The sequence below is a fragment of the Gallaecimonas aegicerasi genome (assembly GCF_045291545.1).
GTDB lineage: Bacteria > Pseudomonadota > Gammaproteobacteria > Enterobacterales > Gallaecimonadaceae > Gallaecimonas.
Map to the genome: position 1 here is coordinate 2,068,816 of NZ_CP149514.1, position 23,604 is coordinate 2,092,419.

At 55.5% G+C, this 23,604-nt stretch carries 27 protein-coding genes; 2 read left to right on the forward strand and 25 right to left on the reverse strand.

What is annotated here, in order from left to right; translation table 11 throughout:
- Nucleotides 1-73: 73 nt before the first annotated feature.
- The 19 genes from der to trmJ form a co-directional block, all read right to left on the reverse strand.
- On the reverse strand, nucleotides 74-1,561 hold the full coding sequence (der, locus tag WDB70_RS10175; RefSeq protein ID WP_406663963.1) for a ribosome biogenesis GTPase Der: 1,488 nt from the start codon (nucleotides 1,559-1,561) through the stop codon (nucleotides 74-76).
- A gap of 69 nt (nucleotides 1,562-1,630) precedes the next feature.
- Complete coding sequence (gene bamB / locus WDB70_RS10180; protein WP_406663965.1) at nucleotides 1,631-2,809, reverse strand: outer membrane protein assembly factor BamB; 1,179 nt, start codon at nucleotides 2,807-2,809, stop codon at nucleotides 1,631-1,633.
- Between the two features lie 2 nt (nucleotides 2,810-2,811).
- The gene (locus WDB70_RS10185; protein WP_406663967.1) at nucleotides 2,812-3,432 is read right to left on the reverse strand and encodes a YfgM family protein; all 621 of its coding nucleotides are present in this window, start codon (nucleotides 3,430-3,432) and stop codon (nucleotides 2,812-2,814) included.
- 5 nt (nucleotides 3,433-3,437) lie between these two features.
- Entirely contained in the window at nucleotides 3,438-4,682 is a 1,245-nt protein-coding gene (gene hisS, locus WDB70_RS10190) for a histidine--tRNA ligase (protein WP_406668070.1), read from the reverse strand.
- Nucleotides 4,683-4,779: 97 nt separating this feature from the next.
- Nucleotides 4,780-5,889 (reverse strand): flavodoxin-dependent (E)-4-hydroxy-3-methylbut-2-enyl-diphosphate synthase, encoded by a 1,110-nt coding sequence (ispG, locus tag WDB70_RS10195; RefSeq protein WP_406663969.1) that lies wholly within the window; start codon nucleotides 5,887-5,889, stop codon nucleotides 4,780-4,782.
- Nucleotides 5,890-5,900: 11 nt separating this feature from the next.
- Nucleotides 5,901-6,752 carry a RodZ domain-containing protein gene (locus WDB70_RS10200; RefSeq protein WP_406663971.1) on the reverse strand — a complete coding sequence of 284 codons (852 nt, stop codon included), beginning with the start codon at nucleotides 6,750-6,752 and terminating at the stop codon, nucleotides 5,901-5,903.
- Nucleotides 6,752-7,534, reverse strand: a complete 783-nt coding sequence (gene pilW / locus WDB70_RS10205; protein ID WP_406663973.1) for a type IV pilus biogenesis/stability protein PilW — start codon at nucleotides 7,532-7,534, stop codon at nucleotides 6,752-6,754. The genes WDB70_RS10200 and pilW overlap by 1 nt, the downstream gene beginning before the upstream one ends.
- 26 nt (nucleotides 7,535-7,560) lie before the next feature.
- The gene (locus WDB70_RS10210; RefSeq protein WP_406663975.1) at nucleotides 7,561-8,718 is read right to left on the reverse strand and encodes a bifunctional tRNA (adenosine(37)-C2)-methyltransferase TrmG/ribosomal RNA large subunit methyltransferase RlmN; all 1,158 of its coding nucleotides are present in this window, start codon (nucleotides 8,716-8,718) and stop codon (nucleotides 7,561-7,563) included.
- A 66-nt stretch (nucleotides 8,719-8,784) separates the two neighbouring features.
- On the reverse strand, nucleotides 8,785-9,216 hold the full coding sequence (ndk, locus tag WDB70_RS10215) for a nucleoside-diphosphate kinase (protein WP_406663977.1): 432 nt from the start codon (nucleotides 9,214-9,216) through the stop codon (nucleotides 8,785-8,787).
- A 91-nt stretch (nucleotides 9,217-9,307) separates the two neighbouring features.
- Nucleotides 9,308-9,511, reverse strand: a complete 204-nt coding sequence (iscX, locus tag WDB70_RS10220) for a Fe-S cluster assembly protein IscX (RefSeq protein ID WP_406663979.1) — start codon at nucleotides 9,509-9,511, stop codon at nucleotides 9,308-9,310.
- 48 nt (nucleotides 9,512-9,559) lie between these two features.
- The gene (fdx, locus tag WDB70_RS10225) at nucleotides 9,560-9,892 is read right to left on the reverse strand and encodes an ISC system 2Fe-2S type ferredoxin (RefSeq protein ID WP_406663981.1); all 333 of its coding nucleotides are present in this window, start codon (nucleotides 9,890-9,892) and stop codon (nucleotides 9,560-9,562) included.
- 1 nt (nucleotide 9,893) lies between these two features.
- Nucleotides 9,894-11,759 carry a Fe-S protein assembly chaperone HscA gene (hscA, locus tag WDB70_RS10230; protein ID WP_406663983.1) on the reverse strand — a complete coding sequence of 622 codons (1,866 nt, stop codon included), beginning with the start codon at nucleotides 11,757-11,759 and terminating at the stop codon, nucleotides 9,894-9,896.
- A gap of 14 nt (nucleotides 11,760-11,773) precedes the next feature.
- Complete coding sequence (gene hscB / locus WDB70_RS10235) at nucleotides 11,774-12,298, reverse strand: Fe-S protein assembly co-chaperone HscB (protein ID WP_406663985.1); 525 nt, start codon at nucleotides 12,296-12,298, stop codon at nucleotides 11,774-11,776.
- Nucleotides 12,276-12,599 (reverse strand): iron-sulfur cluster assembly protein IscA, encoded by a 324-nt coding sequence (gene iscA, locus WDB70_RS10240; RefSeq protein WP_406663987.1) that lies wholly within the window; start codon nucleotides 12,597-12,599, stop codon nucleotides 12,276-12,278. Before iscA ends, hscB begins: the two co-directional genes overlap by 23 nt.
- A complete protein-coding gene (gene iscU / locus WDB70_RS10245) occupies nucleotides 12,599-12,985 on the reverse strand; it encodes a Fe-S cluster assembly scaffold IscU (RefSeq protein ID WP_406663989.1) in 387 nt (128 codons plus the stop codon). The genes iscA and iscU overlap by 1 nt, the downstream gene beginning before the upstream one ends.
- Before the next feature lie 18 nt (nucleotides 12,986-13,003).
- Complete coding sequence (locus WDB70_RS10250; protein ID WP_406663991.1) at nucleotides 13,004-14,218, reverse strand: IscS subfamily cysteine desulfurase; 1,215 nt, start codon at nucleotides 14,216-14,218, stop codon at nucleotides 13,004-13,006.
- A gap of 28 nt (nucleotides 14,219-14,246) precedes the next feature.
- Nucleotides 14,247-14,717: a Fe-S cluster assembly transcriptional regulator IscR gene (gene iscR / locus WDB70_RS10255; RefSeq protein WP_406663993.1), complete on the reverse strand. Its 471-nt coding sequence runs from the start codon at nucleotides 14,715-14,717 to the stop codon at nucleotides 14,247-14,249.
- Nucleotides 14,718-14,781: 64 nt separating this feature from the next.
- The gene (gene cysE / locus WDB70_RS10260; protein WP_406663995.1) at nucleotides 14,782-15,618 is read right to left on the reverse strand and encodes a serine O-acetyltransferase; all 837 of its coding nucleotides are present in this window, start codon (nucleotides 15,616-15,618) and stop codon (nucleotides 14,782-14,784) included.
- A 1-nt stretch (nucleotide 15,619) separates the two neighbouring features.
- Nucleotides 15,620-16,333 (reverse strand): tRNA (cytosine(32)/uridine(32)-2'-O)-methyltransferase TrmJ, encoded by a 714-nt coding sequence (trmJ, locus tag WDB70_RS10265; protein WP_406668072.1) that lies wholly within the window; start codon nucleotides 16,331-16,333, stop codon nucleotides 15,620-15,622.
- A 137-nt stretch (nucleotides 16,334-16,470) separates the two neighbouring features.
- Here trmJ and suhB point away from each other — a divergent pair, with 137 nt between their 5' ends.
- Complete coding sequence (gene suhB / locus WDB70_RS10270; protein WP_406663997.1) at nucleotides 16,471-17,268, forward strand: inositol-1-monophosphatase; 798 nt, start codon at nucleotides 16,471-16,473, stop codon at nucleotides 17,266-17,268.
- Between the two features lie 28 nt (nucleotides 17,269-17,296).
- Here the strand turns inward: suhB and WDB70_RS10275 are convergent, their stop codons facing one another.
- Nucleotides 17,297-17,674: a rhodanese-like domain-containing protein gene (locus WDB70_RS10275; protein ID WP_406663999.1), complete on the reverse strand. Its 378-nt coding sequence runs from the start codon at nucleotides 17,672-17,674 to the stop codon at nucleotides 17,297-17,299.
- Nucleotides 17,675-17,782: 108 nt separating this feature from the next.
- Here WDB70_RS10275 and WDB70_RS10280 point away from each other — a divergent pair, with 108 nt between their 5' ends.
- Nucleotides 17,783-18,013, forward strand: a complete 231-nt coding sequence (locus tag WDB70_RS10280; RefSeq protein WP_406664001.1) for a hypothetical protein — start codon at nucleotides 17,783-17,785, stop codon at nucleotides 18,011-18,013.
- Between the two features lie 47 nt (nucleotides 18,014-18,060).
- Here the strand turns inward: WDB70_RS10280 and secF are convergent, their stop codons facing one another.
- Genes secF through queA form a run of 5 tightly spaced genes read right to left on the reverse strand, consistent with a single transcriptional unit; the run spans nucleotide 18,061 to nucleotide 23,461 of the window.
- Nucleotides 18,061-19,005, reverse strand: coding sequence for a protein translocase subunit SecF (secF, locus tag WDB70_RS10285; RefSeq protein WP_406664003.1), 945 nt, complete (start codon nucleotides 19,003-19,005; stop codon nucleotides 18,061-18,063).
- A gap of 11 nt (nucleotides 19,006-19,016) precedes the next feature.
- Nucleotides 19,017-20,861: a protein translocase subunit SecD gene (gene secD, locus WDB70_RS10290; RefSeq protein WP_406664005.1), complete on the reverse strand. Its 1,845-nt coding sequence runs from the start codon at nucleotides 20,859-20,861 to the stop codon at nucleotides 19,017-19,019.
- Between the two features lie 33 nt (nucleotides 20,862-20,894).
- Nucleotides 20,895-21,233, reverse strand: a complete 339-nt coding sequence (gene yajC, locus WDB70_RS10295) for a preprotein translocase subunit YajC (protein ID WP_406664007.1) — start codon at nucleotides 21,231-21,233, stop codon at nucleotides 20,895-20,897.
- 17 nt (nucleotides 21,234-21,250) lie between these two features.
- Nucleotides 21,251-22,369, reverse strand: a complete 1,119-nt coding sequence (gene tgt / locus WDB70_RS10300; protein ID WP_406664009.1) for a tRNA guanosine(34) transglycosylase Tgt — start codon at nucleotides 22,367-22,369, stop codon at nucleotides 21,251-21,253.
- Nucleotides 22,370-22,405: 36 nt separating this feature from the next.
- Nucleotides 22,406-23,461, reverse strand: coding sequence for a tRNA preQ1(34) S-adenosylmethionine ribosyltransferase-isomerase QueA (gene queA / locus WDB70_RS10305; RefSeq protein WP_406664011.1), 1,056 nt, complete (start codon nucleotides 23,459-23,461; stop codon nucleotides 22,406-22,408).
- Between the last annotated feature and the right edge of the window lie 143 nt (nucleotides 23,462-23,604).

Genomic DNA, 23,604 nt, shown 5'->3' on the forward strand with positions numbered 1-23,604 from the left:
TTTTGTCCCCAGCATAACCAGCAGCCAGCAGTGAGGCCATAAAAAAACGGCGCCTACTGGCGCCGTTTTTTTATTAACTCTTGCGGGACTTGATGTATTTCATCAGCCGCTTGCGCTTGCGCTCTTGCGACTGGGTCAGCTTGTTGCGCTGACCGGCGAACGGGTTTTCCCCTTCCTGGAATTCCACATGGATGGGAGTACCGATAACCCCCAGGCTCTTGCGGTAATAATTCATCAGGTAGCGCTTGTAGGACTGCGGCAGCTTCTCGACCTGGTTACCGTGAATGATCACCCGCGGCGGATTGTAGCCACCGGCATGAGCATACTTGAGCTTGACCCGACGGCCTGACACCAGCGGTGGCTGGTGGTCGTCCTGGGCCATGTGCAGGATGCGGGTCAGCTTCGATGTGGAGACCCGTTGCGTCGCTGAGGCAAACGCTTCATTGATGGACTCAAACAGGTTACCTACCCCGGAGCCATGCAGCGCCGAGATAAAATGCAGGCGGGCAAAGTCGATAAAGCCCAGGCGGCGGTCCAGCTCGCGCTTGATATCGTCACGGGCATCCTGGCTCAGACCGTCCCACTTGTTGACCACCAGCACCAGCGCTCGGCCGGCGTTCAGCACGTTACTGAGCAGGCTCAAGTCCTGATCTGACAGGCCTTCGCGGGCATCCATAACCAGCAGTACCACGTTAGCGTCTTCAATGGCTTGCAGGGTTTTAACCACCGAGAATTTTTCGACAATATCGCCAATGCGGCCGCGGCGACGTACCCCAGCGGTGTCGATGATCACATAGTTCTTTTCATCGCGTTCCAGCGGAATGTAGATGGAATCACGAGTGGTACCGGGCATGTCGTACACTACAACCCGCTCTTCACCCAGAATGCGGTTAGTCAGTGTCGACTTACCAACATTGGGGCGGCCGACAATCGCGACTTTGACCGGCAAATCAGCATAAGGAATGGCCTCGGCTTCTTCGTCGTCAGCGATAGCGTCAACGTCCACCAGTTCCTGACCCAGTACGCTGGCCAGGGCTTCAGCTGTTTGCTCCTCGGCATCTTCCAGGCTAGCCACCAGCGGCAACAGGGCTTTATCCAGCAACTGACTTACACCGCGACCATGGGCAGCGGCAATTTGCCAGACTTCACCCAGGCTCAGCCCCCAAAACTCACCACAGGCTGAGTCAGCATCAATGCCGTCGGTTTTATTGGCGACCAGAAATACCGGCTTACCGAGCTGGCGCACATGGCGGGCAATGGCTTCGTCAGCAATGGTCAGGCCATCGCGGGCATCAACCAGGAACATCACTACATCAGCTTCTTCCATGGCCAGCAATGACTGCCTGGCCATCGCTGCATCGATGCCTTTTTCGTCCCCTTCGATACCACCGGTGTCCACCAGGATGAAGTCATGTTCACCGTAGCGGGCCTGACCGTATTTGCGATCGCGGGTCAGGCCGGGGTAGTCAGCCACCAGCGCGTCACGGCTTTTGGTCAGCCGGTTAAAAAGGGTGGACTTGCCCACATTGGGGCGCCCTACCAGGGCCACTACGGGTAACATGATGACTTCTCTCTTGATACAAAAACGGCCGCAAAGATGCGGCCGCGTATTGTTTCGTTTTCAGCGCCGTTAGTCCAGCTTAATCATATAAAGCTCACCATCACGGCTTTGTACCAGCAGGTTGCCATTAACGACCACCGGGCGGGCATAGAAGCCGTCGCTGTCAATCTGATCGCGGCCCAGTAATTTGCCGCTGGCAAGATCAAACCAGTGCAGGTAGCCCTCAAAGTCGCCAACAACCACTTTGTCGTCAACGATGGCCGGAGCAGTGACGCGGCGGTAATGCAGCATGGTCTGGCTCCATTTTTCCAGGCCGTTACGGCGGTCTACCTTGTACAGGTAGCCCTGAGCGTCAGTAACCACCAGATCAAAGCCACTGATAGCCATGGCCCGGTAGGAGGAGTAGTCACGCTTCCACAGTGGCCGGCCGGAACGCAGGTCAATGGCGACTAACTCACCGTTATAAGCTACAGCGTAAACCACCGGGCCGACAACCACTGGCGTACCGTCAACGTCACGCAGCAGCTCCAGCACGTTGTCACCTTTACCCGGCGATACATTCTGCTCCCAGGCCGGCAGGCCGTTGTCCATGATCACCGCGGCCAGTTTGCCATCAGGGGTGCCCACCAGGGCAGCACCATTGGTGGTGGCCGGGGCGGAAACACCGCGCAGTGTCAGCTTTGGTACGTTCTGGTCATACACCCATTTTTGCTTGCCGGTGTCAGCATCCAGTGCCACCAGCTTGCCTGAGGTTGTATTTATCAGCACCACGCCCTGGTCGGCTACCGGCGGTGCCATGGCTTCGCCCGGCACATCAACCTGCCAGCTCAGTTCACCACTCTTGGCGTCAAAGGCATAAACCACGCCGTTTTCACTGCCGATGTAAATCTTGCCAAAACCGGCAGAAACGCCGCCAGAAAGGCGTACGTTTTTACGGTCACCGAAGAAGGAATCGGCCTCACCGAGATCTTTTTTCCAGATCACGTCGCCGTTTTTCGGGTTTAGCGCTTCGACCACGCCACCGCGCGAAGCAGCGTAAATATGGTCATAGGCATAGACGGGATCGAGGGTGGTGAAATAATCACCCACGCCATCACCAACCGAGGTACTCCACAGCACCTGATCGCTGACCTTATTGTTAAAAGGCACCAGCTCTGCGGGCTTGCGTAAATCTTCACTGCTGGAACAGCCACTGAGGGCTACCAGCGCCAGGCCGGCTAATGCCGACCACTTAAACCATCCGCTCATGCTCAGCCTTTTTTATTGCTATCAAGGGATTGGATCTTCATGTTGAGAACCGCCGAGGCACCCGGTTCGTCGGTCAGTGCCAGCTGATAGGCACTACGCGCCGCCGCGGTATCGCCTTCCTTGACGGCGATATCGCCAAGAAGTTCCTGTACTTCACCTTTAAATGCCGGCGCTGTGACTTTTGCCACAGTCGCTTTCGCGCCGGCGGTGTCGCCTTTGGCCAGTTGTATACGGGCCATACGCAGGCTGTAGATAGCAGTCAGTTCAGCATTTTTGGTATGTGCAATACCTTGCTCGAGATAGCCAATGGCTTTATCCAGATCACCTTTGTCAGCAGCCTTTTTCGCCAACACAGCAGCCATCAGTGCCGGATACTGGCCGGCGGCATCACTTTTAATGAAAGCTTCGCCGGCCTTTACATCGCCGCCATCCACTTCTTTCATTACCGCCGCATAATGCGCTGAACTGGCTTCTTGCTGCTCCAGCTGGTGATCGCTGTACCAATGCCAGCCATAAATACCGGCCAAGCCAATCACAGTGCCAGCCATAATGCCGTTACCGTGTTCTTTCCAGAAGCGCTTGATGGCTTCAACTTGTTGTTCTTCAGTGCTGTAAACTTCCACGATTGTTATCCTTCTTGTGGCATCAGGTGCTGGGCCAAGTCGGCCATGGCCAGTTGCTGCTGGCTACCATCGCGCAAATCCTTGACGGTGATCTGGCCTGCGGCCAGTTCGTCATCACCGAGGATAAGAGCCCAGCGCGCGCCGCTTTTATCCGCACGCTTGAGTTGTTTTTTGAAATTTCCGCCACCACAGTGACACATCAATGCAAAGCCCGGCAACTGCTGACGCAGTGAACGGGCAATACCAAAAGCCTGCGCTTCAGCGGTTTCACCGAGGGGGCAAAGATAACCGTCAACTGTCGGCTTGATTGCCGCCGTATTGCCCAGTTCTTCCACCAGCAATACCAACCTCTCCAGGCCCAGGCCAAAACCAATACCCTGAGTGGCATGGCCACCAAGCTGTTCGACCAAGCCATCGTAACGGCCACCGGCGCAGACGGTGCCCTGGGCACCGAGGCTATCGGTCACCCACTCAAAGACGGTGGCATTGTAGTAATCGAGGCCACGGACCAACCGGTCATTAACCCGGTAGCTGATCCCCAGAGCATCCAGCTGCGCTTTCAGGCCGTCGAAGTGGGCACGGGAGGCCTCGTCCAAGTGGTCATGCAGCTGTGGCGCATTGGCCACCACCGCCTGAACCTCGGGGTTCTTGGAGTCCAGAATGCGCAGCGGGTTACTGTACAGACGGCGTTTGGCATCTTCGTCAAGCTTATCAAGATGCTGTTCCAGATAGGCAATCAGCACATCACGGTACTGAGCGCGGGCCTCATTACTGCCCAGGCTGTTCAGCTCCAGCGTGACATGATCTGTGAGCCCCAGCTTGTCCCACAAGGTGGCAGACAGCAGGATCACTTCGGCATCAATATCCGGGCCGGCCAGGCCATAGGCTTCCACACCGAACTGGTGGAACTGACGATAACGGCCTTTTTGTGGCCGCTCATGGCGGAACATTGGCCCCATGTACCACAGCCGCTGCTGCTGGTTATACAACAGGCCATGTTCGATACCGGCCCGCACCGCACTGGCCGTGCCTTCCGGGCGCAGAGTGAGACTGTCGCCGTTACGGTCGTCGAAGGTGTACATTTCTTTTTCAACAATATCAGTAACTTCACCAATACTGCGTTTAAACAGATCCGTAGATTCGACAACCGGGGTACGAATTTCACTGTAGCCAAAACTGGCCACCGTTTCGCGAATGGCTGCTTCCACAAACTGCCACAGCGGTGTCTGGCTGGGCAGGCAGTCGTTCATGCCTCGAATGGCTTGGATGCTTTTCACGCTGGGACTCTTTTCACAAAAATGCCCGAATTATACGGCTTCGGGCATACAAACTCATCAATGCTGGTTATCAATCGTTTTTGGTGGGAATACGCTGCTGTAGCATGGCCACCTTGGCACGGATCCGTGCTTCGAGCTGATCAACCAGATTATCGTTATCCAGGCGTTCCTTTTGACGCTCGCCGTCTACGTAGTAGCCGCTTTTGCGGGTAGCGCCGGCTACCCCCATATCGGACACCAGTGCCTCGCCCGGACCATTTACAACACAGCCAATGACAGAGACATCCAGCGGTGTAGTGATATCTTCCAGACGGTTTTCCAACGCGTTGACGGTTCCTATCACATCAAATTCCTGACGCGAACAGCTAGGGCAGGCAATAAAGTTAATGCCCCGGGAGCGAATGCGCAGAGACTTGAGAATATCAAAACCGACTTTGATTTCTTCCACCGGATTGGCTGCCAGCGATACCCGTAGGGTATCGCCGATACCTTCGGCCAGCAGCATACCTAGGCCAATGGCCGACTTTACCGCACCACTACGAGCACCACCGGCTTCGGTAATACCCAGGTGCAGCGGTTGCTTAATTTGCTTGGCCAGCAATCGGTAGGCATCGACCGCTAGAAAGACATCTGATGCTTTGACCGAGACTTTGAACTGGTCGAAGTTCAGGCGATCGAGGATGTCCACATGGCGCATGGCAGATTCCACCAACGCCGCCGGTGTCGGCTCACCGTACTTTTCCTGCAGATCGCGCTCCAGGGAGCCACCGTTAACACCGATACGAATGGGAATATTGCGATCACGAGCGGCATCGACAACCGCACGAATACGTTCTTCTTTACCAATGTTACCCGGGTTGATACGCAGGCAATCAGCGCCGTACTCCGCCACTTTCAGAGCAATTCGGTAATCAAAGTGAATATCGGCAACCAGTGGCAGCTTGCTGCGCGCCTTAATGGCCTTGAAGGCTTCGGCAGCATCCATGGTAGGCACCGATACCCGAACGATGTCAGCACCGACCTTTTCCAGCGCCTGGATCTGCGCCACGGTAGCGTCAACATCGGTGGTTTTGGTGTTGGTCATGGACTGCACGGCAATGGGCGCGCCATCACCAATGGGCACATCGCCAACGTAAATACGAGTAGAGGGGCGGCGCTCGATCGGCGGCTGGTGCTGCATGTTACTCAACCTCACTGCTGGGGTATGGTCAAATGGGCCACCTGCCCAGTCCTGAACCCCGATAAATCAATGGTCTTGCCATGATAGTGCAACTGCACGTGCTCAGGCGCCCCCAGCTTAACAGAAAATGGCGCTGTACCGGACAGGGTTGCAGACTGGCCAGGGGTTTTCAGCCCCACCATCAACCGCTGACCGTTGGCGTCGGTAATACTGACCCAGCAATTACCGGTAAAAGCCACTTGCAGACTATCGGTTGTGGCCGCTGGTGCTTCAGCAGCCGCTTTATCAGGACCACTGTTACTTTGCTGTGCCAGCACCGGCTCCGGGGCTGTTTGCGTAGTGTTGTCTTTGGCCGGTGGTGGCGTTTCGCTGGCCGTGGTGCCTTGCTCCATGGTGGCCTCGACGACGCTGTGTTGTGTGACCGGCGATGGGCTGTCATTGACAATGGGGCTGTCACCAGTGGTTTTTTGCCAGACGAAATAAGCCAGCAAGGCCACCAGCACCAAGCCGATGATCCAGGTCACCAGGGTCAACAGAGTGTCTGATTTTTTACGGCTGGTCCCTTTTGAAAAACTGTGCATCGCTGCGCTTTCCTGGGTCACCCCCAGCGCCTGTGTATTAAGGCTTTTCAGCACATCGTCTTCACGCAGGTCAAGCAAGCGGCTATAGGCCCGCAGATAGCCTTTGGTATAGGTTGCAGGTGAGTACTGGTCGTAATCATCCCGCTCCAGTTTTTCGACCACGGTGATGCGCAGGTTCAGCCGTTTTGCCACCTCTTCAACGCTCCAGCCCCGTGCTTCACGGGCTTGGCGCAGTTGTTGGCCAGCGCTGAGAAGGCCCTGCTCGTCCAGTGGGTCTGTCATTAGTATTTATTACTCCGGTATTGTTTAGCTGAAGGTGAGTCCGGGTATTTTGATATAAGTTCCTCACCATAACGCTGAACGGCGACCTTATCACCCATCTTTTTGGCGATTTTTACACCTAACAACAATGCCTCGGGATTACTGCGACCAAGCAGCTCGTAGCGCTTCAGGTAGCCTTTCGCATTAATATAGTCTTTCTTGTTATAGAGTAACTGCGCCATACCCACCAATGAGCGAGCCCGCCGCGGTTCATGACTGAGGGCACTGGCGTAGTACTGCTCGGCGGCATCGGTATCGCCCATTTCCTTGGCACAGATGGCAGCATTCTCATAGGCACCCGCCACCCGCAGGTAATCAGGCGCCTGAATAGCCCGCATAAAATATTCAATGGATTCTTTATAGTGGCCAATGCCACAGAGAAAAGCGCCGAAGTTATTCAGCGCCTCGCCGTTTTCATGATCCAGGCTGATGGCATGACGGTAGGCTTTTTCCGCTTCCTTGGTTTCGCCCACCGTTTGGTAGTAATAGCCGAGACTGTAATAGACATCGGGCATGTCCGGCGCAAACTCTTTGGCTTTGAGCAGGTTCATCTTGGCCTGCATGTTTTTGCCGTTGCGCAGATAAGCCAGCCCCAGCTGCACCCGTGACTTGGCGGCGGTCTCGGGGTCAAACTTTTTTTCAGCAACCGGGTTGCCGGAGCTGTCGAGGGTTTGCGACACGCAGCCACCCAGCATCAGCAGGGTCAAACTTAGCAATGCGTACAGGTAACCTCGTTTGGCCATGTTACCGCCCGTAATCTGTTGAGAAGTCAGACCATTTTTACTGATATAGCATCGTTGTGCATCTGTTTTTTCAGCACCCGCTTGGTACGGTCAATAACATCACCGGCGAGCTGGCCACAGGCCGCAGCAATATCGTCGCCACGGGTTTTGCGAACAATCACGGTAAAGCCATATTCCATCAGCACTTTCGAAAAGCGGTCAATTCGGGAATTGGAGCTGCGGCCATAAGGTGCGCCCGGGAAGGGGTTCCAGGGAATGAGGTTGATTTTAGCCGGTGTGTCCTTCAGACATTGCGCCAGTTCATGGGCCTGATCGGTGGAGTCATTGACGTGATCAAGCATCACGTACTCTACCGTTACCCGCCCTTTATTGGCATTGGATTTGGCCAGGTAACCGCGCACTGACGCCAAGAAAGCTTCAATATTGTACTTTTTGTTGATGGGCACAATTTCGTTGCGCAGCTCGTCGTTAGGGGCATGCAGGCTGATCGCCAGGGCCACATCAATCATGTCACCGAGCTTATCCAACGCCGGTACCACCCCGGAGGTCGACAGCGTTACCCGGCGCTTGGACAGGCCATAACCCAGGTCGTCGAGCATCAGTTCCATAGCCGGTACCACATTGGCCATGTTTAAGAGTGGTTCACCCATCCCCATCATCACCACGTTGGTAATGGGTTTTTGATTGGAATTGCCCTGCGGTCCCAGTACCTTGGCGGCACGCCACACCTGGCCGATGATCTCACTGACTTTAAGGTTACGGTTGAAACCCTGCTGCGCCGTTGAGCAGAAGGTGCACTCCAATGCGCAACCGACCTGCGAGGATACGCACAAGGTCGCCCGATCACTTTCCGGGATATACACAGTTTCCACTTCCTGGCCACCACTGACCCGCAGCGCCCACTTGATGGTGCCATCACTGGAGCGCTCTTCCTGGGAAATTTCCGGTGCCTCAATCACGCAACGCTCTGCCAGTTTGGCCCGTAGCGCCTTGTTGATATTGGTCATGGCCTCGAAATCATCCACCCCGAAGTGGTAAACCCATTTCATCACCTGATCGGCACGAAACGGTTTTTCACCTATCTCGGCAAAAAAAGCGCGCAGTTGCTCGCGTGTCAGATCCAGCAGATTAATTTTGCCTTCGCTCATGGCATGACCTCGGTGATACGGCTTGGGGCCGGGCATTGTACAGTTTACAACCACAACAACAAAGGGGGGCAAATGCCCCCCTTTCTACCTGCGCTTGTCGGCTTAGCGAATGCGCGGGCAGAGTTCAGCTTCGGTGAAGAAGTAGCTGATTTCGCGCTCGGCAGAGGCTTCGGAATCAGAGCCGTGAACGGCGTTTTCATCAATGCTGACAGCGTAGTCAGCACGCAGGGTACCGGCCAGTGCTTCAGCAGGATTGGTGGCGCCCATGATTTCACGGTTTTTGGCAATAGCGTTGTCGCCTTCCAGAACCTGCACCATGATCGGGCCAGAGGTCATGAAGTCAACCAGCGCTTTAAAGAAAGGGCGCTCTTTGTGCTCAGCGTAGAAGCCTTCAGCCTGCTCGCGAGACAGCTGCAGCATTTTCGCCGCAACAATGTTCAGGCCAGCAGTTTCAAAACGGTTGTAGATGGCACCGATGACGTTCTTGGCGACGGCGTCGGGCTTGATGATAGAAATAGTACGTTGAACAGCCATGGGGCTCCGTCCTTACACAAGTTTCAGGGTTTAGATATGCAAAGGGCGCATAGTATACGCGAACTTGCGGCGATGAAAAAAGACCCTGCGGTTATTGGTCGTATTCGTCCAGCCAAACCATGAAAATGGCTTCAAGAATGCGCTCATTGGAAGCATTCGGATCATCATCAAAGTCATCCATAGCCACAATCCATTGGTGCATGTCAGTAAAACGTACCGTTCTCGGATCCAGCTCAGGGTCGCGGTCAAAAAGGGCCTCGCCCAGCTCACGAGTGTCGGTCCATTTCCAGCTCATAGGGCCTCCTGATGCAACAAGGCGCCTGTCGGCGCCTTGTGTTGTGGTTTATTCGCGAGCCAGATTCAGAGTGTACTTGGGAATTTCCACCACCAAATCATCATCGGCAACGCGCGCCTGGCAAGACAGCCGGGATTCTGGCTCCAAGCCCCAGGCTTTATCCAGCATGTCATCTTCCAGCTCGTCTGATTCGTCTAACGAATCAAAGCCTTCCCGAACAATCACATGGCAGGTGGTACAAGCACAGGACTTTTCGCAGGCATGTTCAATGTCGATACCGTTTTTCAGGGCAACATCGAGAATGCTCTCGCCTTTAGGAGCTTCCAGCACGGCACCGTCGGGGCACAGTTCGCTGTGAGGCAAAAAAACTATCTTCGGCATCTTATACCTCGTCTACATTATGGCCAGCCAGGGCCTTGCGGATGCTGTCATCCATGCGGCGGGCGGCAAAATCTTCAGTAGCCTGATCGACGGCTTCAATAGCGGTTTTAATGGCGTCGGCATCATCACCTTTGGCCAGGCGATCCAAACTCTCCAGGGCAGCGATGATGCGCTCTTGTTCAGCATTGCTCAGCAGCCGCTCACCATCGGCAGCCAGCGCCGAGGCAACCGCTTCCAGCACCCGCCGGGCTTCAACCTGCTGCTCTGCCAGCATCCGTGCCGCCATATCATCTTTGGCATGGGCCATGGCATCCTGAATCATATTCGCCACTTCGTTGTCGGAAAGGCCGTAGGAAGGCTTTACCTCGATATGGGTTTGATGGCCGGTGGATTTTTCCATGGCCGTAACCGACAGCAAGCCATCGGCATCCACCTGGAAAGTAACCCGAATATGAGCGGCACCGGCAGCCATGGGCGGAATGTCTGTCAGTACAAATCGCGCTAGGCTGCGACAGTCTTTAACCAACTCACGCTCACCTTGCAGCACATGCATGGCCATGGCGGTCTGACCGTCTTTGAAGGTGGTAAATTCCTGGGCCCGGGCCACGGGAATAGTGGTGTTGCGGGGCACAATTTTTTCTACCAGGCCGCCCATGGTTTCCAGCCCCAGCGACAGCGGGATCACATCCAGCAGCAGCAGATCGCTGTCGGGTTTGTTGCCCACCAGCAGATCGGCCTGAATAGCGGCGCCAAGGGCTACCACTTGGTCCGGGTCGATACTGGTCAACGGCGTCCGGTCAAAAAAGTCACCGACGGCACTGCGCACTGCCGGTACCCGGGTTGAGCCGCCGACCATGACCACATCCTGTACCTCGCTGGCATCGACGCCGGCATCACGTACCGCCCGGCGACAGGCCAGCAGTGTCCGCTTGATAAGCGGTGCCACCAAGTCAGCAAACTGCTCACGGCTCAGCACTGCCTGGTAAGGCTGCCCATCCAGCGTCACTGCCACGGTGATGCTGTCTTTATCAGACAGTGCTTCTTTGGCGGTACAGGCGGCAGACAACAACGCCCGCTCGCTAAGCGCATCCAGTTTGTCGGCCAGTTGCCAGTGCTGGCGCAGCCAATCGACAATGGCATGGTCGAAGTCATCACCACCAAGGGCGGTATCACCGCCGGTGGCCAACACTTCAAAAACCCCTTTGGACAGACGCAATATGGAAATGTCGAAAGTACCACCACCGAGATCGTAAACGGCAATGACGCCTTCGGTGCCGGAGTCGAGGCCGTAGGCAACCGCTGCGGCGGTGGGTTCATTAAGCAGCCGCAGCACTTTCAGGCCCGCCAGCTCGGCGGCATCCTTGGTGGCCTGGCGCTGAGCATCGTCAAAATAGGCCGGTACGGTGATCACCGCCCCCATCAGCTCGCCCCCTAAGGCGGCTTCGGCACGGTTACGCAGTTCCCCAAGAATATGCGACGACACTTCAATAGGGTTTTTTGGCCCCTGAGTGGTTTCGATACGCGGCAGGCCGTTTTCCGTAGCACTGAATTGGTATGGCAGTTTTGGGTAGCGTTGACGAATGTCATCGACCGAGCGGCCCATGAAACGCTTAACGGAAATCACGGTATTGGCAGGATCAGTGGCTGCCTGCTGCCGGGCCTGTTGGCCTACCAGCCGTTGTGACGGGCCGTACCAGACGCAGGAGGGCACAATAGCGCCGTCCTGTTGGTCAGCCAGCGTCACGGCGGTGCCGCTGCGGACACTGGCCACCAGTGAGTTGGTGGTGCCTAAATCAATACCTACGGCCAGGCGATGCTGATGCGGCGCCGTACTCTGGCCGGGTTCGGCGATCTGTAATAAAGCCATGCTGTTTCGCTGTGTCAGTAGTCGAGCAGGGATTCTTCCAGCCGCTCGATTTCGATGAGCATTTTGTCTACAAACTTGAGCTTGCGGACGGTGTCAGCAGCGCTGTCCAGTTCCTGCTGGCCCAGCAGTGCGGCAAATTCATCATGCAGTTGTTGGCGGGCAGCAATGATATCGCTGCGTAACTGGTCGATGCCGTCAGCATCGTCAATCTCCGCCAGCGCCTCTCGCCATTCCATCTGCTGCATCAAAAAGCCGGTGTCCTTGAGTGTCCGGCTTTCATCACGCAGTTCAATACCACTGAGGCTGAGCAGATATTCTGCCCGGCGCGTGGCATGACGCAGCGTTTCATAGGCATCGTTGAGCAATGATGTTTTCGCCAGTGCCCGTGCCCGGTCCTGTTCAGAGCCGGCGGCAAAGCGGTCCGGGTGCAGGGCTGCTACCAGCCGCCGGTAGCGGCTGGTCAGCTCCTGGCCGTCGAGCTGAAAAGCTTCCGGCAGGTCGAAAAGCGCGAAGTGGTTAGACGGTGAAGGACTCGCCACAGCCACACTCTCCCTTGGTGTTAGGGTTGTTGAACTGGAAGCCTTCATTCAGGCCTTCTTTGACGAAGTCCAGCTCGGTGCCATCCAGGTAGACCAGGCTTTTCTGATCAATAACGACCTTGACGCCTTTGTCTTCAAAGACTTCGTCATCCGGGTTAGCTTCGTCAACAAACTCCAGCACATACGCCAGGCCACTACAGCCGGTGGTGCGTACTCCCAGGCGTACGCCGATGCCTTTACCGCGGTTAGCAAGAAAGCTGGCTACCCGGTGTGCAGCGGTGTCAGTCAGGGAAATGGCCATCAGCCCTGCCCTTTCTTCTGCTTGTAATCAGCGATGGCGGCCTTGATGGCATCCTCGGCCAGAATAGAGCAGTGAATTTTCACCGGCGGCAATGCCAACTCTTCGGCAATGGCGGTGTTTTTCAGCCCTTCGGCCTCGCTGATGGATTTCCCTTTCACCCACTCGGTAACCAGTGAGCTGGAGGCAATAGCACTGCCACAACCATAAGTCTTGAACTTGGCATCTTCGATAATGCCGTCGTCGTTGATTTTCAGTTGCAGCTTCATTACATCACCGCACGCTGGCGCCCCCACCATACCGGTGGCCACATTCGGATCATTCTTGTCGAAGGAGCCGACGTTACGGGGGTTCTCGTAGTGATCGATAACTTTGTTACTGTAAGCCATGATGATGCTCCTTAAAGCTTAGTGGGCGACCCACTCGACCTTCTCGAGGTCGACGCCGTCTTTGTACATTTCCCACAGCGGCGACATGTCGCGCAGGCGGCCAATGGCCCCCTTGATACAGCTGATGGCGTAGTCAATTTCGTCTTCGGTAGTAAAGCGGCCGATAGAAAAACGAATGGAGCTGTGTGCCAGCTCATCATTGCGGCCCAATGCCCGCAGCACGTAGGACGGTTCCAGGCTCGCTGAGGTACAGGCCGAACCGGACGACACCGCCAGATCTTTGAGGGCCATGATCAGTGATTCACCTTCAACGAAATTGAAGCTGATGTTGATGATGCCGCTGACGTGGTGTTCAAGGGTGCCGTTCAGGTGAACTTCTTCCAAGTCCTGTACGCCGGCCCAGAGTTTGTCACGCAGGGCCGTAATACGGGCCGCTTCGGCTGCCATTTCTTCTTTGGCGATACGCGCCGCTTCACCCATACCAACAATTTGGTGAGTGGCCAGGGTGCCGGAACGCATGCCGCGCTCGTGGCCACCACCGTGCATTTGCGCCTCCAGGCGAATGCGCGGCTTCCGGCGTACATAAAGTGCGCCAATGCCTTTCGGGCCATACATTTTGTGCCCGGAAAAAGACATCAGGTCGACTTTCAGGGTGCTCAAATCAATCGGTAGCTTGCCCGCGCTTTGGGCAGCATCGACATGGAAAATCACGCCTTTGCTGCGACACAGCTCACCGATAGCGGCGATATCCTGCACCACACCCAGCTCGTTATTCACGTGCATGATGGACAGCAGCACAGTGTCATCACGCATGGCATTTTCAATCTGCTCAAGGGGGTGCAAACCGTCACTGGTCGGCTCCAGATATGTCACCTCAAAGCCTTCGCGCTCCAGCTGCCGGCAGGTATCAAGCACAGCTTTGTGCTCGATTTTAGAGGTGATGATGTGCTTGCCCTTTTTCTGGTAGAAATGGGCCGCACCTTTGATGGCCAGGTTGTCTGACTCGGTGGCGCCGGATGTAAAGACGATTTCCCGCGGGTCGGCGCCCACCAATTCAGCGATGTTGGCTCGGGCTTCCTCTACCGCTTCTTCGGCCTGCCAGCCAAACCGGTGGGACCGGGATGCCGGGTTACCGAACTGACCATCCAGAGTCAGATACTGCATCATTTTTTCAGCGATGCGCGGGTCTACCGGAGTGGTAGCCGCATAGTCCAAGTAGATTGGAAGTTTCATTCGATTCTCCGTTACTGCCTCGCCACACTCACCATTGGCATTGCACGGTTATGCTGTCTTGCACACGTTGCTCTGAACGTGTTGCGCTCTTCTTAACGTTATTTCCGGCGACCAGATCGGCCAAGCTAATGCCGGCGAGAAAGTCGCTGATCTGATCGCTCAGACTCGACCACAAGGTGTGGGTCAGGCATTGATTGCCGCCCTGACAGTCAGCCTTACCTTGGCACTTGGTGGCATCTACCGATTCATCAACCGCAGCAATGACCTTGCCGACACTGATGGCGCTGGCACTTTCGCCTAGCTGGTAACCGCCACCGGGGCCACGCACGCTGGAGACCAAGCCCTGGCGGCGTAACCGAGAAAAAAGCTGTTCAAGGTAGGACAAGGAAATGCCCTGACGCTCCGAGATGTCAGCCAGCGATACCGGGCCATCACTGGCGTGCAGCGCCAGATCCAGCATGGCGGTTACCGCATATCGGCCTTTGGAAGTCAGTCTCATTATGTGATCCAGCCCTCATAAATTCAGGGGCATTGTCCCAAACCCGAGTAAATTGGTCAAGTATTCACTGACGTTCGTTATGAGCGCTCTTTGTCGCCGCATCATCAGCCTCTGCAGGCTCTTCGCGCTGGCTGGCCGCAGCCTGCTCATCTTCGGCAAAATCCTGCAAATCCAGTTCGGGCAGCTTTTTGTCACAGACCGCTCCGCCCAGATCGTTAATGGCCTTGCACATGTCATTGACCTTGCCGTCAACCATATGCAGGTGGTCGAGCAGCGAACCAATAGCCCGAGAAACCGGGTCGGGGTTGTCCGGCGACACCGCGTAGGCATCAAAGCCGTATTTTTTCGCCATGGCCTGGCGCTGTTCGGAGGTAGTGAAGTCCTGCTGGGCAACAATACGACCGGGAATACCGATGGCGGTGGCGCCGGCAGGTACGTCTTTAACCACAACGGCATTGGAACCAATGCGGGCGTTGTCACCGATGTTTAAAGGCCCCAGCACTTTTGCGCCGGCACCGATCACCACGCCGTTACCCAGGGTCGGGTGGCGCTTGCCTGCCTGCCAGCTGGTACCACCGAGCGTAACACCGTGATAAAGCGTGCAGTCATCGCCGATTTCCGCAGTTTCACCGATCACCACCCCCATGCCATGATCGATAAAAAAACGCCGGCCAATACGGGCGCCAGGATGAATTTCTATACCGGTCAGAAAGCGGCTGACATTGGATACCAAACGCGCCAGAAAACGGGCATTTTTCTGCCACAACCAGTGCGCCAGACGATGCCACCAGATGGCATGCAGGCCCGGATAAGTGAGCATGATCTCCAGCGTATTGCGGGCCGCCGGATCGCGGTCGAAGACGCTGTTGATATCGTCTTTAATGCTTTGCCAGATCCCCATATCAGTCTCGCTTCAAACGCAAAATGGAAGACAGGATCCCTCGCAGGGTATTGAGCTCATGGCTGTCCGGGCGCGCCCGGGTAAACAGGCAACGCAGTTTTTCCATGACCTTGCCCTGATGTGCCTTGATGAGAAAACCGGAGTGATCCAGGGCCTGTTGCAGGTGTTGGTAGAATTGCTCCATCGCTGCCGCACTGGGATAGTCGGTATGGTCCACATCAGCACCGCCACTGAGCTGCGCCATACGCAATTCGTAGCAGGCTATCTGAACAGCTTGGGCCAGATTCAGCGAACTGTACTGCGGATTGGCATCAATGCTGACGTGGTAATGGCACTGCTGTAATTCGTCGTTAGTCAGGCCGCTGCGTTCACGGCCAAATACCACGGCAATCTCCCCGCGCGGGCTTTCAGCCAGCGCCTGCTCACCCAGCTCCCGTGGGCTGAGCATAGGCCACGGCAGAGTGCGGGAACGAGCGCTGGTGCCGGCAACCAGGGTACAGTCACCAATGGCATCGGCCAGGGTTGGCACGGTAATGGCGTCACGCAGCACGGTACTGGCGCCGGCGGCCAGCGCACTGGCCTGACCGTCAATCTCACATTCGGGAGCCACCAGATACAGGCGGGACAAGCCCATGGTTTTCATGGCCCGGGCCACCGAGCCGATATTGCCGGAATGGGTCGTTCCCACCAGCACAATACGCACCTTATCGAGCATTACCTGAGTGATTTGGTCGGAAAAGGCCGGCAGTTTACCACAGCCCTCTTCGCCTTGGCTGGCTTTTCTTTTCAGGCCGACTTTGCTAGACTCCGCCACCCCAGATTTGGGCGTTCTTTATCAATTGGTGAGTCGCTATGCATCCGATGCTGAATATTGCGGTGCGCGCTGCGCGTGTCGCGGGCAATTTTATTGCTAAATCTTTCGAGCAACCCGAGCGGGTTGAAGCTGAAGCCAAGGGTACCCATGACTGGGTTACCAATGTTGATCGCGAGGCTGAGCGTCTCATCATTGAAACCATTCGCCGCTCCTACCCGGATCACGCCGTCGTCGGTGAAGAATCCGGCGCCGACGGTGACAGCGACTTCCAGTGGATCATCGACCCACTGGACGGCACCACCAACTTCCTACGTGGCATTCCCCACTTCTGCGTTTCCATTGCCCTGCGCGTTAAAGGCCGCACCGAGCAAGCCGTGGTATTTGACCCAATCCGTAACGAACTGTTCTCTGCCAGCCGCGGCATGGGCGCCCAGTTTAATGGCATGCGTATCCGCGTCACCAAGGCCAAAGAGTTGGACGGCACCTTGCTGGCCACCGGCCTGCCGTTTAAACAGAAACAGCATTACGCCAGCTATATGAATATTTTCACTGCTGTATTCGACAAAGCCGCCGATGTGCGCCGCACCGGTTCGGCCGCTCTGGATCTGAGTTACCTTGCTGCCGGGCGTATTGATGGCTTTTTTGAGCTGGGACTGAAGCCTTGGGATATCGCCGCCGGCGAACTGATTGTGCGCGAAGCCGGTGGTATTGTCAGTGACTTCAACGGCGGTCATGACTACTTCAAGAGCGGTAACATTGTTGCTGCTCCGGCGCGGATGTTGCCCGCCCTGCTGGGCACCATCAAACCGCACCTGCCCGAAGCGCTGCGGCGCTGATAAAAAAGGCGCCTTTTAGGCGCCTTTTTTAATCTTCGGGTATCGCTACCGGCCAGCCTTTATCAATCCAGCCCCGATAGCCACCTGCCACCGAAAAGACCTGTTGATAACCCATCGCCGCCAAATTGACAGCCACCAGTGCAGAGCGATAGCCGCCGCCACAATACAGGTACAAAGGCCGATGCCTTTCAGGCACACGTTTTTCAATATCTCGTTCAATAATGCCGCGGCCCATATGAATGGCTCCCGGCAAATGGCCGTTGTACCACTCGTGGTCTTCACGAACATCGATCAGCAGCGCCTTACTCCCCTCGCCAAGCTGCTGACGCAGTTGCTCGAGAGACACTTCGGTCACCTCGGCCCGGGCAGCTTCGCACAGGGCCAGAAAAGCAGGGCTATGTTGCATCGAGGACTCCTTGTTAATTAAGCAAAAACACATTTACTGACAGTTGGAAAAGGATATGTCGGGGGTTTGGCACTTGACTAGAGGAGAGCCTAGAACGGGAGCACAACCATGAACAGCCTGATCCTCAGCATGGTATTACTGGCTAACAGCAATACCATCAACATTGAACACCTGACGGTTTATCTCAGTGATGATGTGCTTGCGACCGGTATCGAGCAAAGCCTCAGTAATACCCATCAACGTATCAATAGCGAACGCTTGGCGCATATTGAACGCATGCACCGCAGCTGGCTTGATGAACTTGCCCGGCAACGTTCCACCGATACCACCATGATATAAAAAAGGGAGCCGAGGCTCCCTTTTTTATATCATGGTGGTATCGGTGTTTAAGGCAGCGGGTCGAGATCTGCCCCTTCCTTTTCCACTTTCTGTGGGATCAGGTCTTCTTTGCTCAGGCCCAGTTTCAGTGCCACCGCAGAAGCCACATAGATGGAAGAATAAGTCCCCACCGTGATCCCCATCAGCAAGGCCGCCGCAAAGGCGTGGATGACCGGGCCACCTTTGACGAAGATGGCAATTACCACGAACAAGGTGGTGGCCGAGGTCATGATGGTCCGGCTTAGGGTTGCAGTCAGGGCGTTATTGGTAATGTCTTCCGGTGTACCTTTACGGATCTTGCGAAAGTTCTCGCGGATCCGGTCAAACACCACGATGGTATCGTTCAGTGAGTAACCAATCACCGTCAACACCGCCGCCAGCACCGTCAGATCAAACTCGATACCCAGCAGCGAGAAAAAGCCCAGGGTAATGGTGACGTCGTGAAACAAAGCCACAACCGACCCCAAGGCCAACTTCCACTCAAAGCGGATCGACACATAGAGTAGAATACACAGCAGTGCCACAAACACGGCCAGAGCGCCTTGCTCCACCAGTTCGCTACCAACGCTGGGGCCGACAAACTCAATCCGCTTAAGGGTAACCGGGTTTTCCTGATTGGCCCGTAAGCTGGCAATGATCTGATCACCCAGTTTGTTGGCCGCCGCACCACTTTGTGGCGGCATGCGGATAAGCACATCACGGCTGGTACCAAAGTACTGTACTGCCGGCGTGCCAAAACCACCGTCCGCCAGCTCCTTACGCACGGCATCCAGTTGCGCCGCCTTATCAAAGCTCACCTCGATAAGCGTCCCGCCAGTAAAATCCAGTCCCCAGTTCAGGCCTTTAAAAACCAGAATACCGATGGATGAACCGACCAGCAGCAGCGACAGCAATGCCGCTGGCAGGCGCAGCTTGAGGAAATTTAAATCACGGTTGAATCGAAAAAATTCCACGTTCGACCTCCTTAAATAGACAGCTTTTCAACACGGCGGCCGCCGTAGATGAGGTTGACCACAGCACGGGTACCGACAATGGCTGTGAACATGGAGGTCAAGATGCCGATCGCCAGGGTAACGGCAAAGCCTTTCACCGGGCCAGAACCAATACCGAACAGGATCAACGCCGTGATCATGGTGGTGATGTTGGCATCGGCAATGGTCGAAACCGCGTTGTTATAGCCCTGATGGATGGCTTTTTGAATACTGGTGCCAGCACGAATTTCTTCACGTATCCGCTCAAATATCAGTACGTTGGCATCCACCGACATCCCCACCGTAAGGACGATACCGGCAATACCCGGCAAGGTCAGGGTGGCGCCGGGTATCAGCGACATGATGCCGACAATCAACACCACGTTCATCACCAGCGCCAAGTCGGCGATCAGACCGAATATACGGTAGTAGATGGCCATGAAGATGACGATGGCAACAAAGCCGTAAATCATCGCGCTAAAGCCGTCCTGAATATTCTGTGCACCCAGCGACGGTCCGACAGTCCGTTCCTCGACAATCTGGATCGGCGCCAGCAAGGCACCGGCACGGAGCAACAACGCCAGATTGTGGGCTTCTTGCGGTGTATTGATGCCGGTAATGCGGAAACTACGACCAAGGCGGGCCTGAATGGTGGCGACCTGAATAACGTCTTCCACTTTCTTCAGTTGCGGCTTGCCGTCCGGGCCTTTTTTACCGGTCGGCTTGTACTCGATGTAGACCGTGGCCATCGGCTTACCAATATTGTCTTTGGTAGCCCGGCTCATTTTGTCGCCGCCGATGGAGTCCAGCTTGATGGATACCTGCGGGCGCTGGTATTCATCAAAGCCGCTCTGGGCATCCTGAATGTGGTCACCCGAGAGCATAACCCGCTTCTGTGCCAGTACCGGACGGCCGTCACGGCTCTTGTACAACACCGAACCCGGTGGTACATGGCCGGCCAGGGCTTCACCTATATCATGCTGGGTATCCACCAGGTGAAATTCCAGTGACGCCGTAGCTCCGAGAATTTCCTTGGCGCGAGCCGTATCCTGAACACCCGGCAGCTCCACGACAATGCGGTCGTTACCCTGGCGTTGTACCAGCGGTTCAGCCACCCCCAGTTCATTGACTCGGTTACGGATAATGGTGATGTTCTGTGACAGCGCGTATTCGCTAATTTCCTTGATACGGGCTGGGGTCAGCGTCAACGTCAGGCTGTTACCATCACGCTCAATGCGATAGTCACGGCTCACGCTACGCAGATAGGTATCGGCCTTTTCAGCGGTGTCATCGTTGATAAGCGTCACCTTGACTTTGCCCTGACCGACCTGGCGCAGGCTGCTGTAACGCAGATTTTTATCGCGCAGGTTGGAACGCAAGTCAGATTGCAACTGTTCGTCGGCTTTTTTCATGACCTCGGCCATGTCCACTTCCATCAGGAAGTGCACACCACCGCGCAAGTCCAGACCCAGCTTCATTGGCGAAGCATTGATATCTCGCAGCCAGCCAGGGGTGGAGGGCGCCAGGTTCAGTGCCACTGAGTAGTGCTCACCCAGGGCGGCATCAAGCACTCCTTGCGCTTTCAGTTGGGTATCTGTATCCGTGAAACGGGCCAGTAACTGGCCGTTATCCAGTGCGACCGATTTGGCTTTAATGTCGTGGGACTTGAGCACGTCACGCACCTTATCAAGGGTTGCGTTATTAACGACGGTCTCGCGCACCCCGGAAACCTGAATCGCCGGGTCCTCACCATAAAGGTTAGGAGCGGCGTACAGGAACCCGACGATGACCAGCACGATCAGCATCAGGTATTTCCACAGCGGGTATTTGTTTAACACACCAGCCTTCCTTCTTATTTAGTGGTTGTGTTGTTACAGGGACTTCATGGTTCCCTTGGGCAGTACCGCCTGCACAGCAGACTTCTGCACTGTGACTTCGGTGCTGTCGTTAATGGCCAGAACTATAAAGTCCTTATCGTCCTCAACCTTGCTCACCCGGCCAATCAGGCCACCGTTGGTCAGCACTTCATCCCCTTTTTTCAATTGACCGAGCAGAGCTTTGTGTTCTTTGACACGCTTGGCTTGTGGCCGGTAAATAATGAAATAAAAGAAAACCGCCATCAGGACCAGCACAAAGATCCCGCTTAGTCCCGGACCTTGCTGGCCCGGCGCACCTGTTGCCGCGTGGGCAGAATTAATAAAGAAAGACATACACTCTCCTGATGGTTTTACAGTGAAGGTACTTCCATACCTTTACGGGAATAAAAATCTTGTACAAAGTCGTCTAATCTACCTTGCTCAATAGCCCCCCGCAAACCTTCCATCACCCGCTGGTAATAGCGCAGGTTGTGAATGGTATTAAGGCGGGCGCCAAGGATTTCGTTACAACGGTCCAGGTGATGCAGATAAGCCCGGGAATAATGCTTGCAGGTATAGCAATCACAATCTGCATCCAGCGGGCCGGTATCATCACGGTGTTTGGCATTACGGATCTTAATCACTCCGTCGGTCACAAACAGGTGGCCGTTACGGGCATTGCGGGTAGGCATGACACAGTCAAACATATCAATGCCGCGGCGCACCCCTTCCACCAGATCTTCGGGCTTACCCACCCCCATCAGATAACGGGGCTTATCTGCGGGCAGTTGCGGGTTAACATGGCTTAGAATGCGATGCATGTCTTCTTTCGGCTCACCCACCGCCAGGCCGCCTACCGCGTAACCGTCAAAGCCGATGTCTGTTAGGCCCTTGATGGAAACATCACGCAGGTCTTCATAAACAGAGCCCTGGATAATGCCAAACAAGGCATTGGGATTTTCCAGCTCATCAAAGCGCTGACGTGACCGCGCCGCCCAGCGCAAGCTCATTTCCATGGACGCTTGCGCCTCATCATGGCTGGCCGGATAGGGCGTGCACTCATCAAAAATCATTACGATATCGGAGCCCAGATCAGTCTGGATCTCCATGGACTTTTCCGGATCGAGGAAAATTTTGTCGCCATTGATGGGGTTACGAAAATGCACGCCCGCTTCGGTGATCTTGCGAATATCACCGAGGCTAAATACCTGAAAGCCACCGGAGTCGGTCAGAATAGGCCCCTGCCAGTGCATGAAATCATGCAGGTCGCCATGTTTGCGCATGACATCCTGGCCTGGCCGCAACCAAAGGTGAAAGGTGTTACCCAAGAGAATTTGCGCCCCGGTATCGGCAACTTCTTCCGGGGTCATCCCTTTGACCGTGCCATAGGTGCCAACCGGCATAAAAGCCGGCGTTTCCACCGTACCCCGGGCAAACTGTAAACGGCCGCGACGGGCCTGGCCGTCAGTAGTAATCAGTTGGTATTTCATCAACGCTCCTGGCTGCCGGAAAAACAGTCCGACGCCTTATGCTGCCGGCCCGTCGGGGTCGGGGTTTTGAGTAATAAACATGGCATCACCGTAGGAAAAGAAACGGTATTGCTGGTTCACCGCTTCGCGGTAGGCGGCCATGGTATTGCGATAGCCAGCAAAAGCACTGACCAGCATGATCAAGGTACTTTCCGGCAAATGAAAATTGGTGATCAGCGCATCAACGACCGCAAATCGATAGCCCGGGTAGATAAAGATATCGGTATCACCCGAAAACGGCTGCAAACTGCCTTGTCCGGCTTTTGCCGCAGACTCCAGACTGCGTACTGACGTGGTGCCGACCGCAATCACCCGGCCACCACGGGCCTTACAGGCTTGTACCGCAGCAACCACCTCTTCAGGCACTTCGGCATACTCGCTGTGCATCTGGTGTTCAGTGATATTGTCAGCCCGAACCGGCTGAAAGGTACCAGCGCCGACATGCAGGGTCACAAAAGCCATTTCCACGCCTTTTTCAGCCAGGGCTGCCAGCAGCGGTTGATCAAAATGCAAACCTGCCGTAGGCGCCGCTACCGCCCCCGGCTTCTGGTTATAAACTGTCTGGTAACGTTCTCTATCTTCAGCGTCATCAGGACGGTCGATATACGGCGGCAGTGGCATATGGCCAATGCGCTCAAGGAGATTGATCACCGTCTCATCAATGGCAAAGACCAGCTCAAACAGCGCATCGTGGCGGGCCACCATAGTGGCCTGAACGCCTTCATCAAAAAGTAGCTCAGCACCGGCCTTGGGTGCTTTGGAGGCACGCACATGGGCCAATACCCGCCGGTCATCCAGCACCCGTTCAACCAACACTTCCACCTTGCCACCGCTGGCCTTTTGGCCAAACAACCGAGCCGGGATCACCCGGGTATTATTGAATACCAGCAAGTCGCCGGCGGCAACTTGCGTCAGCAGGTCGGTGAACTGGCCATGGTTCAGCGCCCCGGTGGCGCCGTCCAGCATCAGTAGGCGGCTGGCACTGCGCTCCGGCATGGGGTGGCGGGCAATCAACTGCTCAGGCAGTTCAAAATGAAAATCGCTGCGTTGCATGGGCTTCTACATGGGTCGGCGAGAAGGGCCGACAGTTTACCGGTTGACCAGAGTGCAGGCCAGCATTGCCGGCTGCGTAAGTCTGTTATCTGGGGCTGGGGGCAGGAAAAAACAAGAGGGAATGTAACGAAAACGATTTGTTG

Excerpts from the sequence above, each read along its gene's own strand:
- WDB70_RS10275 (WP_406663999.1), bottom strand. The coding sequence starts at position 17,674 with ATGCAACATAGCCCTGCTTTTCTGGCCCTGTGCGAAGCTGCCCGGGCC.
- cysE (WP_406663995.1), bottom strand. The coding sequence starts at position 15,618 with ATGGGGATCTGGCAAAGCATTAAAGACGATATCAACAGCGTCTTCGAC.
- iscU (WP_406663989.1), bottom strand. The coding sequence starts at position 12,985 with ATGGCTTACAGTAACAAAGTTATCGATCACTACGAGAACCCCCGTAAC.
- suhB (WP_406663997.1), top strand. The coding sequence starts at position 16,471 with ATGCATCCGATGCTGAATATTGCGGTGCGCGCTGCGCGTGTCGCGGGC.
- hscA (WP_406663983.1), bottom strand. The coding sequence starts at position 11,759 with ATGGCTTTATTACAGATCGCCGAACCCGGCCAGAGTACGGCGCCGCAT.
- bamB (WP_406663965.1), bottom strand. The coding sequence starts at position 2,809 with ATGAGCGGATGGTTTAAGTGGTCGGCATTAGCCGGCCTGGCGCTGGTA.
- fdx (WP_406663981.1), bottom strand. The coding sequence starts at position 9,892 with ATGCCGAAGATAGTTTTTTTGCCTCACAGCGAACTGTGCCCCGACGGT.
- WDB70_RS10210 (WP_406663975.1), bottom strand. The coding sequence starts at position 8,718 with ATGCCCGGCCCCAAGCCGTATCACCGAGGTCATGCCATGAGCGAAGGC.
- iscX (WP_406663979.1), bottom strand. The coding sequence starts at position 9,511 with ATGAGCTGGAAATGGACCGACACTCGTGAGCTGGGCGAGGCCCTTTTT.
- ndk (WP_406663977.1), bottom strand. The coding sequence starts at position 9,216 with ATGGCTGTTCAACGTACTATTTCTATCATCAAGCCCGACGCCGTCGCC.
- iscA (WP_406663987.1), bottom strand. The coding sequence starts at position 12,599 with ATGGCCATTTCCCTGACTGACACCGCTGCACACCGGGTAGCCAGCTTT.
- queA (WP_406664011.1), bottom strand. The coding sequence starts at position 23,461 with ATGCAACGCAGCGATTTTCATTTTGAACTGCCTGAGCAGTTGATTGCC.
- yajC (WP_406664007.1), bottom strand. The coding sequence starts at position 21,233 with ATGTCTTTCTTTATTAATTCTGCCCACGCGGCAACAGGTGCGCCGGGC.
- pilW (WP_406663973.1), bottom strand. The coding sequence starts at position 7,534 with ATGGCCAAACGAGGTTACCTGTACGCATTGCTAAGTTTGACCCTGCTG.
- der (WP_406663963.1), bottom strand. The coding sequence starts at position 1,561 with ATGTTACCCGTAGTGGCCCTGGTAGGGCGCCCCAATGTGGGCAAGTCC.
- iscR (WP_406663993.1), bottom strand. The coding sequence starts at position 14,717 with ATGAGACTGACTTCCAAAGGCCGATATGCGGTAACCGCCATGCTGGAT.
- ispG (WP_406663969.1), bottom strand. The coding sequence starts at position 5,889 with ATGCAGCACCAGCCGCCGATCGAGCGCCGCCCCTCTACTCGTATTTAC.
- WDB70_RS10200 (WP_406663971.1), bottom strand. The coding sequence starts at position 6,752 with ATGACAGACCCACTGGACGAGCAGGGCCTTCTCAGCGCTGGCCAACAA.
- trmJ (WP_406668072.1), bottom strand. The coding sequence starts at position 16,333 with ATGCTCGATAAGGTGCGTATTGTGCTGGTGGGAACGACCCATTCCGGC.
- tgt (WP_406664009.1), bottom strand. The coding sequence starts at position 22,369 with ATGAAATACCAACTGATTACTACTGACGGCCAGGCCCGTCGCGGCCGT.
- WDB70_RS10280 (WP_406664001.1), top strand. The coding sequence starts at position 17,783 with ATGAACAGCCTGATCCTCAGCATGGTATTACTGGCTAACAGCAATACC.
- hisS (WP_406668070.1), bottom strand. The coding sequence starts at position 4,682 with ATGAACGACTGCCTGCCCAGCCAGACACCGCTGTGGCAGTTTGTGGAA.
- WDB70_RS10250 (WP_406663991.1), bottom strand. The coding sequence starts at position 14,218 with ATGAAACTTCCAATCTACTTGGACTATGCGGCTACCACTCCGGTAGAC.